10 protein-coding genes and 1 tRNA gene are annotated in these 13,367 nt (G+C 65.3%); 3 read left to right on the forward strand and 8 right to left on the reverse strand.

Annotation, left to right across the window (positions count from 1 at the left end; genetic code table 11):
- Nucleotides 1-98 precede the first annotated feature (98 nt).
- Nucleotides 99-1,475, reverse strand: coding sequence for a DNA repair protein RadA (radA, locus tag V3B46_RS05520; protein ID WP_005408586.1), 1,377 nt, complete (start codon nucleotides 1,473-1,475; stop codon nucleotides 99-101).
- 149 nt (nucleotides 1,476-1,624) lie between these two features.
- On the opposite strand from radA, the gene V3B46_RS05525 reads away from it, so the two are divergent.
- Nucleotides 1,625-3,685 carry a putative bifunctional diguanylate cyclase/phosphodiesterase gene (locus tag V3B46_RS05525; protein ID WP_329891327.1) on the forward strand — a complete coding sequence of 687 codons (2,061 nt, stop codon included), beginning with the start codon at nucleotides 1,625-1,627 and terminating at the stop codon, nucleotides 3,683-3,685.
- Nucleotides 3,686-3,805: 120 nt separating this feature from the next.
- On the opposite strand, the gene cyoD is transcribed toward V3B46_RS05525, so the two are convergent.
- The 4 genes from cyoD to cyoA are packed head-to-tail and all read right to left on the reverse strand — an operon-like array spanning nucleotide 3,806 to nucleotide 7,822.
- Entirely contained in the window at nucleotides 3,806-4,147 is a 342-nt protein-coding gene (gene cyoD, locus V3B46_RS05530) for a cytochrome o ubiquinol oxidase subunit IV (protein WP_005408584.1), read from the reverse strand.
- Nucleotides 4,147-4,785, reverse strand: a complete 639-nt coding sequence (gene cyoC, locus V3B46_RS05535) for a cytochrome o ubiquinol oxidase subunit III (protein WP_005408583.1) — start codon at nucleotides 4,783-4,785, stop codon at nucleotides 4,147-4,149. The genes cyoD and cyoC overlap by 1 nt, the downstream gene beginning before the upstream one ends.
- The gene (cyoB, locus tag V3B46_RS05540) at nucleotides 4,782-6,779 is read right to left on the reverse strand and encodes a cytochrome o ubiquinol oxidase subunit I (protein ID WP_094000276.1); all 1,998 of its coding nucleotides are present in this window, start codon (nucleotides 6,777-6,779) and stop codon (nucleotides 4,782-4,784) included. The genes cyoC and cyoB overlap by 4 nt, the downstream gene beginning before the upstream one ends.
- Before the next feature lie 2 nt (nucleotides 6,780-6,781).
- On the reverse strand, nucleotides 6,782-7,822 hold the full coding sequence (gene cyoA, locus V3B46_RS05545) for a ubiquinol oxidase subunit II (protein ID WP_329891328.1): 1,041 nt from the start codon (nucleotides 7,820-7,822) through the stop codon (nucleotides 6,782-6,784).
- Between the two features lie 352 nt (nucleotides 7,823-8,174).
- Here cyoA and V3B46_RS05550 point away from each other — a divergent pair, with 352 nt between their 5' ends.
- A complete protein-coding gene (locus tag V3B46_RS05550; RefSeq protein WP_329891329.1) occupies nucleotides 8,175-8,810 on the forward strand; it encodes a GyrI-like domain-containing protein in 636 nt (211 codons plus the stop codon).
- Between the two features lie 13 nt (nucleotides 8,811-8,823).
- Nucleotides 8,824-9,156 (forward strand): hypothetical protein, encoded by a 333-nt coding sequence (locus V3B46_RS05555; protein ID WP_329891330.1) that lies wholly within the window; start codon nucleotides 8,824-8,826, stop codon nucleotides 9,154-9,156.
- Nucleotides 9,157-9,260: 104 nt separating this feature from the next.
- On the opposite strand, the gene V3B46_RS05560 is transcribed toward V3B46_RS05555, so the two are convergent.
- From V3B46_RS05560 to V3B46_RS05570, 3 genes are all read right to left on the reverse strand, one after another.
- Nucleotides 9,261-9,336, reverse strand: a tRNA-Thr gene (locus V3B46_RS05560).
- A gap of 50 nt (nucleotides 9,337-9,386) precedes the next feature.
- On the reverse strand, nucleotides 9,387-10,391 hold the full coding sequence (locus V3B46_RS05565; RefSeq protein WP_329891331.1) for a 2-hydroxyacid dehydrogenase: 1,005 nt from the start codon (nucleotides 10,389-10,391) through the stop codon (nucleotides 9,387-9,389).
- 97 nt (nucleotides 10,392-10,488) lie between these two features.
- Nucleotides 10,489-13,359 carry an autotransporter family protein gene (locus V3B46_RS05570; RefSeq protein WP_329891332.1) on the reverse strand — a complete coding sequence of 957 codons (2,871 nt, stop codon included), beginning with the start codon at nucleotides 13,357-13,359 and terminating at the stop codon, nucleotides 10,489-10,491.
- Between the last annotated feature and the right edge of the window lie 8 nt (nucleotides 13,360-13,367).

Below are 13,367 nucleotides of genomic sequence, written 5' to 3' on the forward strand. Positions count from 1 at the left end.
GTCGAGCGGGAAAAACTAGCACAGGGAGGCTGACCGTTGCCGTGCCGGCCGCCGTATTCCACGTGCGCGGTGCTGACGCCGGGCCATGCCCGGCGCGATCACGCTGCGTCGATGGCCTCGGACAGGCGCTCCACAGCGATCACTTCCATACCCTTCACCGAACCGCCCTTGGGCGCATTGGCCTTGGGCACGATGGCGCGCTTGAAACCATGGGTGGCGGCCTCGCGCAGGCGGTCTTCGCCATTGGGTACCGGTCGGATCTCGCCGGACAGGCCAACCTCGCCAAACGCAATCGTCTTTTCCGCCAGCGGCCGGTCCTGCAGCGAGGACAGCACCGCCAGCAGCACCGGCAGGTCGGCAGCAGTTTCCTGCACGCGGATGCCACCGACCACGTTGACGAACACGTCCTGGTCGCCCACCAGCACGCCGCCGTGGCGATGCAGCACCGCCAGCAGCATGGCCAGCCGGTTCTGCTCCAGGCCAACCGCGACACGGCGCGGGTTCGACAGCGGCGACGCATCGACCAGCGCCTGCACTTCCACCAGCAGCGGCCGGGTACCCTCGCGGGTGACCATCACGCAGCTGCCCGGCTGATGGGTGCTGCCACCGGACAGGAAGATCGCCGACGGGTTGGAGACCTCCTTCAGGCCCTTGTCACCCATCGCGAACACGCCCAGCTCGTTGACCGCACCGAAGCGGTTCTTGAACGCGCGCAGCAGGCGGAAGCGGCTGCCGCTCTCGCCTTCGAAATACAGCACCGCATCGACCATGTGTTCCAGCACGCGTGGGCCGGCGATACCGCCCTCCTTGGTCACGTGGCCAACCAGGAACACGGCGGTGCCGGTCTCCTTGGCGAAACGCACCAGCCGCGCCGCACTCTCGCGCACCTGGCTGACCGAGCCGGGCGCGGCAGTCAGGCTCTCGGTCCACAGGGTCTGCACCGAGTCGGCCACGATCAGCCGCGGGCCCGCCCTGGACGCATGCTGCAGGATCGACTCGACGCCAGTCTCGGCCAGCGCATTGACGCCATCCAGCGGCAGCTCCAGACGATGCGCGCGGCCGGCCACCTGGGCCAGCGACTCCTCGCCGGTGACGTACAGCACCGGCAGCTCGGCCGCCATCTTCGCCACCGCCTGCAGCAGCAGGGTGGACTTGCCGATGCCCGGGTCGCCACCGACCAGCACCACCGCGCCCTCGACCAGCCCCCCGCCCAGCACGCGATCGAACTCGCCGATGCCGGTCGAGACACGGCGATGCTCGGTCTGCTCCACGTCCTTCAGGGCGGTGATCTTCGGCGGGTCGATCTTGCCCGCCCAGCCGGCCCGGCGCGACGCGGGCGCCTTGGCCGCCGCAGCGCTTTCCAGCACGATCTCCGACAGCGAATTCCAGGCATTGCACTCGGTGCACTGGCCCTGCCACTTGCTGAATTCGGCGCCGCATTCATTGCAGACGTAGGCGGTGCGGGCTTTTGCCATCGGATGATTTCCAGCAACGGGAACAGGCGTGGCAGGATAGCCGAGCCGGGTCGCAGGTGCTGCGACCGCTCAAGTCCCGCCCACCCGCGCCGATAGGGGTCGCGGGCGTGCGCCTTGCGGGCGCCCCTCCCTCCCCCACTGGATTCAACATGACTGGCAGTTACAGTCAGAGCCTGGTCGCCATCTCCCTGCTGGTGGCCATTCTTGCTTCGTACACGGCGCTGGACATGGCTGGCCGCCTGGCCACGGCCGAGGGCCGTGTGGCCCGCTGGTGGCTGGCCGGGGGGGCAGCGGCAATGGGCCTGGGCATCTGGTCGATGCACTTCATCGGCATGCTGGCCTTCGACCTGCCGATTCCGGTCGGCTACGACCTCGGCATCACCCTGTACTCGCTGGCCGTGTCGATCGGCGCTTCGGCCTATGCGCTGTGGCTGGTGTCACGGCCCAGCCTGCCGTGGCGACGACTGCTGGCCGGCGCCGTGCTGATGGGCCTGGGCATTGCCACCATGCACTACCTCGGCATGGCCGCGATGCGCATGCAGCCGGGTATCGACTATCACCCGGGCTGGTTCGCCGCCTCCATTGCAGTAGCCATCGGTGCCGCCGGCGCGGCGCTGTGGATCGCCTTCCGCCTGCGTACCGAGCAACGCCACACCATGCGCCTGCGCGCACTGGCCTCGCTGGTGATGGGCCTGGCCATCGTCGGCATGCATTACACCGGCATGGCCGCCGCACGCTTCCCCGAGGGCAGCATCTGCGGCGCGGTCGGCAGCGGCGGCATCGACACGCGCTGGCTGGCAGTGCTGGTGATCGTCACCACCGTAGCCACCCTGGGTATCGCCCTGGTCGCCTCGCTGTTCGATCGGCAGATGCGGGTTCGTACCGGGTTGCTGGCCGATTCACTGGCACACGCCAACGACAAGCTGATCCAGGCCGCCCTGCATGACCCACTGACCCAGCTGCCCAACCGCATGCTGCTGCAGGACCGCATCGAGCAGGCCATCGAAAAGGCGCGCCGCCGCGGCCGCGCCGTGGCGGTGATGTTCTGCGACCTGGACGGCTTCAAGGCGGTCAACGATGCCTACGGCCACCAATTGGGCGACCGTCTGCTGGTGGCGGTGGCACAGCGCATCGGCGGCCTGCTGCGGCCGCAGGACACGTTCGCGCGCCTCGGCGGCGACGAGTTCGTGATCGTGCTGGCCATCGACACCCCGGACGATGCGGTGGTGGTGGCCGAACGCATCATCGCCGCCGCCGGCGAACCATTCTCCCTGGATGCCGCCGAACTGCAGGTCAGCGCCAGTCTCGGCATCGCCCTGTACCCGGATGACGCCAGCAACGAGCGCGAGCTGATGGCGCACGCCGACGCGGCGATGTACCACACCAAGGAAACCGGGCGGAACGGCTACACCTTCTTTACCCCGTCGATGCAGCTCAGCGCCAACCGCCAGCTGCGCCTGCTGCAGGACCTGCGCAAGGCCGTGACGCGCAACGAACTGGTGCTGCATTACCAGCCCAAGTTCCCCGCGGCGGGTTCACCGGCCACCGGCGCCGAGGCCCTGCTGCGCTGGCAGCACCCGGAGCTGGGCCTGCTGGCACCGGATGTGTTCATTCCCATCGCCGAACGCAGCGGCCTGATCCTGCCGATCGGCGACTGGGTACTGGACCGCGCCTGCGCACAGCTGCGTGCGTGGCACGATGCCGGACATTCCCAATGGTCGATGGCGGTGAACCTGTCGCCACTGCAGTTCTCTTCGCCGGCCCTGCTGGACAGCGTGCGCGAGGCACTGGAGCGGCACCGGATCGAGCCGGCACGGCTGACCCTGGAGATCACCGAAACCACCGCGATGAAGGACGTCGACGCCAGCCTGGCGATTCTCAACGACCTGACCGCAATGGGGGTGCACATTGCCATCGACGATTTCGGCACCGGTTATTCCAGCCTGCTGTACCTGAAGCGCATGCCGGCCACCGAACTGAAGATCGACCGCGCGTTCGTGCATGACCTGGAACGCAACGACGAGGATGCCGCCATCGTGTCGTCGATCATCGCGCTGGGCCGGACCCTGCAGCTGCAGGTGGTGGCCGAAGGCGTGGAGACGCAGGCGCAGCGCGAGTACCTGAGCGAACTGGGGTGTGATCAGCTGCAGGGCTACCACCTGGGCCGGCCTATGGATGCCGAAGAGTTCCTGCGCCGGGTGGGGGGGTAGAGCCGGCCGCCGGCCGGCTTCACGCGATTGCCGGCCAGCGGCCGGCACTACCGGTCCCGCAGGCAAACAAAAAGGCCGCCCCGAAGGGCGGCCTTTCTGCGTGGCAACGTCGCGCGGACGTCAGTGCATCATGTGCACGTTCATGTTGTGCATGACCCACAGGGTACCGACCACGATGATGCCGATCACCACCACGGTGAAGGCCGCAGCGTTGACGTTCCAGCGGCTTTCCGAAGAGCGGTCCAGGTGCAGGAAGAACACCAGGTGGACCAGCATCTGCAGCACCGCGGTGATCGCGATCACCACACCGTTGACGGTGCGCGAGAAATCGCCCGACATCACCATCCAGAACGGGATGACGGTCAGCACCACCGCCAGCACGAAGCCGATCAGGTACGACTTCACGGTGCCATGGCTTTCGCCGCCGGTGCCGTGGTCGTGTGCATGGTTGTCATGTGCCATTACAGGGCTCCATTGAGGTAGACGACGGAGAACACGCCGATCCAGATCAGGTCCAGGAAGTGCCAGAACAGGCTCAGGCACGCCATGCGGGTCTTGTTGGTCGGGGTCAGGCCGTACTTCTTCAGCTGCACGAACATCACCAGCAGCCACAGCAGGCCCGCGCTGACGTGCAGGCCGTGGGTACCGACCAGGGCGAAGAACGCCGACAGGAAGGCACTGCGGTCCGGACCGTAGCCCTGGTGGATCAGGTGCTGGAACTCCCACACTTCCATGCACATGAAGCCGAAGCCCAGCAGCCAGGTGATGCCCAGCCACAGGTACATCTGGCCCATCTGCTTGCGGTGCATGGCAATCATGCCCAGGCCGAAGGTCAGCGAGGAGGTCAGCAGCAGCGCGGTTTCCCATGCCACGAACGGCAGTTCGAACAGGTCCTTCGCGGTCGGGCCACCATCGGTACCGCCGGCCAGCACCACATAGGTGGCGAACAGCGAGGCGAAGATGAGGCAGTCGCTCATCAGATACACCCAGAAACCGAAGACGGTGTTGCCGCCGGTGTCGTGGTGCTCGTGGTCGTCATGGCCATGGGCCGCCGCGTGCGCGGCGTGCCCGTGGCTCAGGGTCGAGGTATTGGTGCTCATGCCTTCAGCTCCGACTTCACCAGGCCCTGGGCTTCCAGGTGCTTGCGGTGTTCGTTCTCGATGCGTTCCACCTCGGCGGCCGGGACCCAGTAGTCCACGTCCTGGTCGAAGGTGCGGTAGATGAACGTGGCGATCATGCCGACGAAGCCGACGATGGCCAGCCACCAGATGTGCCAGATCATCGCGAAGCCGAACACCAGGCTGAAGGCACCGATGACAACGCCCGTGCCGGTGTTGCGCGGCATGTGGATATCGGTGTACTTGGCCGGCTTCGGCCAGGCTTCACCGCGCTGCTTGCGCTCCCAGAAATCGTCCAGCTCGGTGACTTCCGGCAGCGTGCCGAAGTTGTAGAAGGCCGGCGGCGAAGAGGTTTCCCACTCCAGCGTACGGGCATCCCACGGGTCGCCGGTCAGGTCGACGGTCTTCTTGCGGTCGCGGATCGACACGGCCACCTGGATGATCTGGCACAGGATGCCGGCACCCACGATGAAGGCACCTGCGGCAGCCACCAGCAGCAGCGGCTCGTAGGCCGGGTTGACGGTGCTCTGCAGACGACGGGTCATGCCCATGAAGCCCAGCACGTACATCGGCATGAAGGTCACGTAGAAGCCGATGAACCAGCACCAGAACGCGCACTTGCCCCAGAACTCATTGAGGCGGAAACCGAACATCTTCGGCCACCAGTAGGTGATGCCGGCGAACATGCCGAACACCACGCCGCCGATGATGACGTTGTGGAAGTGGGCGATCAGGAACAGGCTGTTGTGCAGCACGAAGTCGATGGCCGGGATCGCCAGCATCACGCCGGTCATGCCGCCGATGACGAAGGTGACCATGAAGCCGATGGTCCACAGCACCGGAGTGGTGAAGTGCACGCGGCCGCGGAACATGGTGAACAGCCAGTTGAAGATCTTCACGCCGGTCGGGATCGAGATGATCATCGTCGTGATGCCGAAGAAGGCATTGACGTTGGCACCCGAGCCCATGGTGAAGAAGTGGTGCAGCCACACGATGAACGACAGCACGCCGATGCAGGCGGTGGCGTAGACCATGCCCTTGTAGCCGAACAGCGCCTTGCGCGAGAAGGTCGCGATGACTTCGGAGAACACACCGAACGCCGGCAGGACCAGGATGTACACCTCCGGGTGACCCCAGATCCAGATCAGGTTGATGTACAGCATGGCGTTGCCGCCACCGTCATTGGTGAAGAAATGCGTACCCAGGTAACGGTCCAGGGTCAGCAGCACCAGGGTGATGGTCAGCACCGGGAAGGCAGCGACGATCAGCACGTTGGTCACCAGGGCGGTCCAGGTGAACACCGGCATCTGCATCAGCTTCATGCTGGGGGTACGCATCTTCAGGATGGTGATGAAGAAGTTGATACCGCTCAGCGTGGTACCCAGGCCTGCGACCTGTAGGCCCCAGATGTAGTAGTCCATGCCGACGCTTGGACTGTATTCGATGCCCGACAGTGGCGGGAACGCCAGCCAGCCGGTGGCAGCGAATTCACCGATCCACAGCGACAGCATGATCAGCACCGCACCGGACACGAACAGCCAGAAGCTGAGCGAGTTGACGAACGGGAACGCGACGTCGCGCGCACCGATCTGCAGCGGCACGGCCAGGTTCATCAGGCCGGTGATCAGCGGCATCGCCACGAAGAAGATCATGATCACGCCGTGGGCGGTGAAGATCTGGTCGTAGTGGTGCGGCGGCAGGTAACCCTCGGACCCGCCGACGGCAAGCGCCTGCTGGGTACGCATCATGATCGCGTCGGAGAAACCGCGCAGCAGCATGACGAAGGCGACGATGAGGTACATCACGCCGATCTTCTTGTGATCCACCGAGGTGAACCACTCCTTCCACAGATAGCCCCACAGCTTGAACTTGGTGATCAGGGCCATGACGCCCAGGCCACCCAGCACCGCGCCGACCAGGGTGGTCAGCACGATCGGATCGTGGGGGATCGACTCAATTGAGAGTTTACCCAACATGTTCATTCTCCCGAGCCCGCATGGCCGGCGTGGTCTGCGTGTTCGTGTTCGTTGGCATCCAGGTTTTCACCCGATTCCTTGGAATCATGCGCGTCACTGGGGGCATGGCCCTCGTGCGCTTCATGGCTGGCGGCATCGGCAGCGGCGGCACCGGCGTGTTCGTGCTTCATGCCGTAATGCTTGTTGTCGCCCATGTGCTTGGCGATGACCCAGTCGAACAGGCCTTCTTCGGTCTTGCCGAAGTAGGTGACCGGATACCACTCGGCGTTGCGTGCTTCACCCAGCGCCTTGAACGAGGCCTTGTCCAGGGTCTGCTCGCCGGCACGGACCTGGTCCAGCCACTGGCGGTATTCGGCATCGGTGACCGAGTAGGCGGTGAAGTGCATCTTGGCGAAGCCCGCGCCGCTGTAGTGCGAGGACATGCCCGGGAATTCACCGGTCTCGTTGGCGATCAGGTGGAGCTTGGTCTCCATCGCAGCCATCGAGTAGATCATGCTGCCCAGGTGCGGGATGAAGAAGGCATTCATCACCGAATCGGACGTGATCTTGAAGTTCAGCGGCGTGTTGACCGGGAACTTGATTTCGTTGACGACCGCCACCTTCTCTTCCGGATAGATGAACAGCCACTTCCAGTCCAGCGAGATCGCCTCGATGGTGACCGGCTTGACGTCCGAATCCAGCGGCTTGTACGGGTCCAGTGCGTGCGACGAGCGCCAGGTCAGGACCGCCAGCACCAGCACGATCATGCAGGGAATGGACCACACCACCACCTCGATCGCCGTCGAGTGGGACCACTTCGGCTCGTAGCGGGCCTTGGTGTTGGAGGCGCGATACTTCCACGCGAAGGTCAGGGTCATGATGATGACCGGGATGACGACCAGCAGCATGAGCACGGTGGCCGTGATCAGCAGGGTCTTCTCATCCTGGCCGATCTGGCCCTTCGGACTGAGGATGGCCACGGCATCGCAGCCGGTGAGCATCACCAGCAACGACAGCAGCAGGCCCGGGCGCAACCAGCGCCCAAGGGTTTTCAACGGAATCATCGGTCGATCCAATTGCGAGGGAATGCCGTTCCCCGTCCTGCCTGTTCCGGCCAAAGCCGGTCCCACCGGTCCGGAAGACAGGTAGGGAGGTGGGGTCGAGTCAGCCTTTCAATTTTAGGCCGTCACCCACCATTTAAGAAAGGCATTGACAATGATCGAGCGCAGGAAAGGCCCGTTTCTGGCTGCGACACGTTGTCGCACCGCGCAACCGCGGCGGGCAGAACGCCCGGGCGCGGCATCCTGGCATCGGGCGATGGCGGCTGCTCCGCCCGTGTTCGGCAAAGTCGCCTGAACTTGTTCAGGCATGCCTGCGCGGGCAATGCATGGGATGCTCGGCGCAGGAGGAAGGCCCGTGGACAAGTTCGACTTCAAGAAGCGCGATCGCGCGTTGTACCAGCCCCCGGTGGGCCGGTTCGTGACAGTGGACGTACCGCCCCTGCCCTACGTGATGGTCGACGGCCACGGTGATCCGAATACCGCCCCCGCCTACCTGCAGTCCGTGCAGTGGCTGTACGCGGTGAGCTATGCACTGAAGTTCGTGCTGAAGGCCGGGGGCCAGGACTACGTGGTGCCACCGCTGGAAGCGCTGTGGACTGCCGAGGATCCGTCGAGCTTTGTGGCTCGCCGCAAGGATGAGTGGAGGTGGACGGTGATGATCCGCACGTCGGACGGGGTCAGTCCAGAGCAGCTGGAAGCTGCCATCGCCAAGGCGGCGAAGAAGCTGGGCGACGTTCCGGCCAGCCTTCGCCACGAAATTCTTGAAGAAGGCCTCTGCCTGCAGACACTCCATGTCGGTGCCTACGATGACGAGGGCCCGATACTGGCCCATCTGCACGACGAACTGATGCCTTCGCTGGGCTACGCCTTCGCCGGCCCCCATCATGAGATCTACCTGAGCGACCCACGCCGGACCGACGCAGCGCGGTTGAAGACCGTGCTGCGGCAGCCGGTTCTGCCGATTGAGCCTGATGAGGACTCCCACACGTGACACAAGGAATGCCATGCGCCTGATCAGCCAACTGCTGCACTGGACCACCCTGCCCGCCGGGCGCCGTCTGACGGCCGTCCTCGGTGCCGCGCTGGTGATCGTGCTGGCCTGCAATCCGGCGCTGTCGCCGTTGCTGCCGGTGGTGGACGCGCTGGGGCTGGACGTGCTGATGCTGTTGCTGGGTGCGCAGGTGGTGGCGGTACTGCCTTGGGCCCGGGAGCATGCCGCGCGCGGGACCAGGATGCTTGCACGCCTGCTGATCGGCGCGTTGGCGGGAGCAGCAGGTGGCTATCTCCGGCAGCTCGCGTGGTGGCTGGCACGCGGCGCAGCGATGACGAGGCGTTGATGAAGACCTGCAGCCTTCGGTGAAGTGGTCATCCAATGATCACCGGCGGGCGCAAACAAAAAGCCCCAGCCAAAGGCCGGGGCTTTTCATTACAACTGGACAACTGGTGCCGGAAACAGGAGTCGAACCTGCGACCTACGCATTACGAATGCGCCGCTCTACCAACTGAGCTATTCCGGCGGAGCCCGCGATTTTACGGGCTGGGCGCCCCGGCGGTCAATCCATCCGGCTCAGCCCGCCTCTACCCAGTTTGCGCACACCCGCCCGGCCGCGAAATCCTGCAGATTCCCCAGCGTGATCGCCGAGATTTCCTGCAGCGCCTCCACGGTGAAGAAGCCCTGGTGGCCGGTCACCAGCACATTCGGGAAGGTCATCAGGCGCTGGAAGGCCTCGTCGTCGATGATCTCGCCGGACAGGTCCTGGAAGAACAGCGCGCTTTCCTGCTCGTACACGTCAATGGCCAGATGCCCCAGCCGGCGCGACTTCAGCGCGCGGATCACCGCATGGGTATCGACCAGTGCGCCGCGCGACGTATTGACCAGCATCGCGCCCGGCTTCATCCGGGCCAGTGATGCATCATTGATCAGGTGATGGGTCTCAGGCGTCAGCGGGCAATGCAACGACACGATGTCGGCACGCGCCAGCAGTTCATCCAGCCCGACCATTTCGCCGATACCGCCGAACGCAGCTGACGGACAAGGATCGTGCCCCAGCACGATGCAACCCATGCCCTTGAAGATGCGCGCGGTGGCCAGCCCGATCTTGCCGGTACCGATGATGCCCACGGTGCGCCCATGCAGGGTGCGCCCGAGCAGGCCATCGAGCATGAAGTTGCCCTCGCGCACACGGTTGTAGGCACGATGGGTCTGCCGGTTGAGCGTCATCACCAGCGCCAGCGCGTGCTCGGCCACGGCTTCGGGAGAATAGGCCGGCACCCGTGCGACGAACAGGTCCAGCGCTTTCGCGGCGGCCAGATCCACGTTGTTGAAACCCGCGCAGCGCAGCAGCACGGCCCGCACGCCCATCGCATGCAGGGCATGCAGCACCGGTGCATCCAGACGGTCGTTGACGAACACGCAGACCGCGGCGCAGTCCTGCGCCAGCGCGGCCGTGTGCACGTCCAGCGCCACATCGAAGTATACGAACGCAAAGCCGTCCCCAGCCGCATCGCGCTGGTTCGCCTCATCAAGGAAACGACGGTCGTAGGGACGGGCACTGAAGACGGCGATCTGCATGGACGGGCCTGGGTGGAATGGCGTACCGACCATACCGCAGCAGCACCCGCGTTGGGATGGCACCGGCGATGCCGTCATCGCCGGTGCCGGGTGCCACTTAGAACTTGTAGCCCAGGCCCAGCATCACGCCGTTCTGGATCTGCCCGTCGCGGCGCTCACCCACGTAATCGGCCATGATCGACAGCCGCTCGCTGGCACGGCTGGTCACGCCCAGGTTCCAGGCCAGTACCTGCTCGCCCACCGCCTGGCTGCTGGCGCCGAACACCAGATCCGGTGCCGCGGCGAAGCCGGTGCTGTAGCGGGCCTGCGAATCGCCCAGTTCCTTCTGCCAGACCACCCGGGCGCGCGGGGTGATGCGCTCGCCGTTATTGCCTTCGAAGGTCTTGAACAGCTGCAGGCCAGCGCCCACGCGGATGCTCTCCAGGCTGCCGCTGCGTCCAACCAGTGCGCCCGCGCCCTGCCCTTCATTGAAACGGGTGGCCGAGGTGCGCGCGTAGTCCACCACCGGCAGCAACGGCTGGATCACCAGGCCCTTGCCGCTCGTGAAGGAGAACGCATGTTCCACCCGTGCGGAGATCGCATCGTTGCTGTACTTGGCGCGCAGTGGCTGCTGCAGGCCATCGATGCCGTTGATGCTGCGACGGGTATCGTGGCGCAGATCGGTGTAGCGCACGGCCGCCGACAGATAGCCGCGCGAGTAGGTCGCATCGAGGTAGCCGCCCACGTCCAGCGCGCGCACGTCACCATTGAAGCCGGAGCCGTCGCTGGCCTTGGTCGACATGTCGGCCGCGGCCACGCTGACGCCCAGGGTCACGCGGTCATCGGCCACGCGGGTGTCGGCACCGACCACGATGCCACCGATGGTGTGGCTCAGGCCGGCCACGCCACCGTCGGCATCGATGCGGCCGTGGCTGGCGAAACCACGTGCCCAGATGCCATGGCTGCGTCCAGCATCAGCGCTGCCCGCAACGCTGCCCGACGCCGGCTCGACCAGGTGCATCGCCAGCTGGTTGAACAGGCTGCCATGGCGCATGCCCGGCTGGGAGGAGACCGACTGCGCCACCTGCGAGGCCAGGCCATCGGCATCACCGCCGCTGCGCATGGCCGACTGGTGCTGCTGCACGACGTTGCCGATGCTGCCCACCAGCGCGGTGTCGGCCAGTCGCAGGCTGGCGTGCGCATCACCGCGCAGGGCACCGGCCTGTTGTGCGATCACATCGCGGTCGGCGAACTGCAGTGCGCCCAGCAGCGATCTCAGTCCCTTGTCCTGGCGATCGGAGGCGGTCGCCAGCGCGCGGCCCAGGCCGTCGCCGGACGTACCGTTGGCGAACAGGCCCAGCTGGTCAAAGCCGGGGTTGGCGGTCAGCCACAGGCCGTCGGCCGTCTGCTTCACGTTGAAGCTGAGCAGTGAATTGTGGCGGGGACGGAACACATCACCACTGATGCTGGCGCTGTAACCGGTGTCGCCCAGGCGCACGACGTCTTCGAAGCCGCCCTGGTAGATCGGGCCCTGTACCAGGTCACGGCGGAAGTCCTGCCCGTAGTAGCCCTGCGCCACGTTCAGTTCGAGGAAGGCACCCTTGGAGATCACCAGTGCCCCCTCGGTCTGCTCGTCATCAAAGAACGTGCCCACGCGCAGGCGGCCGGCGGCCGTGCCGCCATTCTCAGTAACGTCGAACAGCACCTTGCCGCCCGGCATGATGTTGACGTAGCCATGGGTGACCAGGTCGCCGCCGCGCGGCATCAGCGTGCCGAACACGCGCAGGCGGTTGAAGCCGTCTTCGCGGTAGGAAGGGCCGGTGCCGTCCAGCAAAGCAGCGCGGTCCATCGCAGTACCCGCCACGTCGCCATGGCCAACCAGCATGCCTGCGCCGAGCACCCGCACTTCCGATGCGCGCAGGGCACCGCCTTCCAGCGCGATGGTGCCATTGTCGACCAGCATGAAGTCCGCGCCTGTCGTCGCGGACGTGCGCCAGGTGGCGCCGTTGCTCACCCGGATCACGCCCATGGCGTTGTCCAGCGTGGAGACATCCAGATCAGCCAGCCGCAGCTTGGACAGCAGCAGGTCCTGGATGTCCGGATCACTGAGGTAGCCCTGCACCGACAGCGCGCCGATGCCCTGCGGGCCGCGACTTGATGCGTTGTAGATGCTCTGTGCGACATTGATGTAGGTGGATCGCCAGTCGGTATTCCAGCGCGCGAAATCATCATCGACGAACGCCTGCAACTGGCGTCCGGTACGCAGGTAACCGGGGTTGATGTCGCCGACCACGTTGGCGGTGACGTTCAAGGTGTCACCCGGATCGCGGTACCCGTTCGCGGTGATGATCTTGTTGCTGTAGATGTCCTGGCCGGGGAACGACTCCAGCTTGCTGCCACTGCCATCGGGATCGAAGGTGACCGAGGCACCGGAGCTGCGTGCCGGGTCGCGGAACACCAGCAGGCCATTCGGCTGCACCACCTCGTACATGGCCTTGTGCAGCAGCCCGGCGTCCATGCCACCACCGTAGTTGCCGGTATAGATCTGGGTCATGCGCGGCGACGGTGTGTAGATCACCTTGCCGCCGCTGCTGGCCGCGTGGATCTGCACCGAGTCGATGAGCGGCAGATCGCCGGCCAGATAGCGTTCGACGCCACCAGACTGCATGATCGAGCAGGAAGAAATGCAATTGCCGGACACGATGGTGTTCAGTCCAGAGGTGCGGATGATGCCCTGCAGCCACTCGCCGGCGATCAACGCACCACCATTGGACGTGCGCAGCACCACCTCACGGACCGGCCGGCCTTCGGCCTGCGCCTTGGCCAGCAGTGCCGGCAGGGATACCACGTCGGCGTAGGTCACATCGCCACTCAGGAAGATGCGATCGCCCTGCACGTGATAATTCATTGCCATGACGTCATCCACCACGGATATGGCGCCAACGCCCATCAGCCCGGCCAGGGCCAGGCTCAACTTCGAATACTTCATGTGTTCTC

Source organism: Stenotrophomonas sp. SMYL11 (assembly GCF_036320005.1).
Lineage (GTDB): Bacteria > Pseudomonadota > Gammaproteobacteria > Xanthomonadales > Xanthomonadaceae > Stenotrophomonas > Stenotrophomonas maltophilia_A.

Bases quoted from the DNA above. Each gene is read 5' to 3' on its own strand.
- radA (WP_005408586.1), bottom strand. From the start codon at position 1,475: ATGGCAAAAGCCCGCACCGCCTACGTCTGCAATGAATGCGGCGCCGAA.
- V3B46_RS05525 (WP_329891327.1), top strand. From the start codon at position 1,625: ATGACTGGCAGTTACAGTCAGAGCCTGGTCGCCATCTCCCTGCTGGTG.
- cyoD (WP_005408584.1), bottom strand. From the start codon at position 4,147: ATGGCACATGACAACCATGCACACGACCACGGCACCGGCGGCGAAAGC.
- cyoC (WP_005408583.1), bottom strand. From the start codon at position 4,785: ATGAGCACCAATACCTCGACCCTGAGCCACGGGCACGCCGCGCACGCG.
- cyoB (WP_094000276.1), bottom strand. From the start codon at position 6,779: ATGTTGGGTAAACTCTCAATTGAGTCGATCCCCCACGATCCGATCGTG.
- cyoA (WP_329891328.1), bottom strand. From the start codon at position 7,822: ATGATTCCGTTGAAAACCCTTGGGCGCTGGTTGCGCCCGGGCCTGCTG.
- V3B46_RS05555 (WP_329891330.1), top strand. From the start codon at position 8,824: ATGCGCCTGATCAGCCAACTGCTGCACTGGACCACCCTGCCCGCCGGG.
- V3B46_RS05565 (WP_329891331.1), bottom strand. From the start codon at position 10,391: ATGCAGATCGCCGTCTTCAGTGCCCGTCCCTACGACCGTCGTTTCCTT.
- V3B46_RS05570 (WP_329891332.1), bottom strand. From the start codon at position 13,359: ATGAAGTATTCGAAGTTGAGCCTGGCCCTGGCCGGGCTGATGGGCGTT.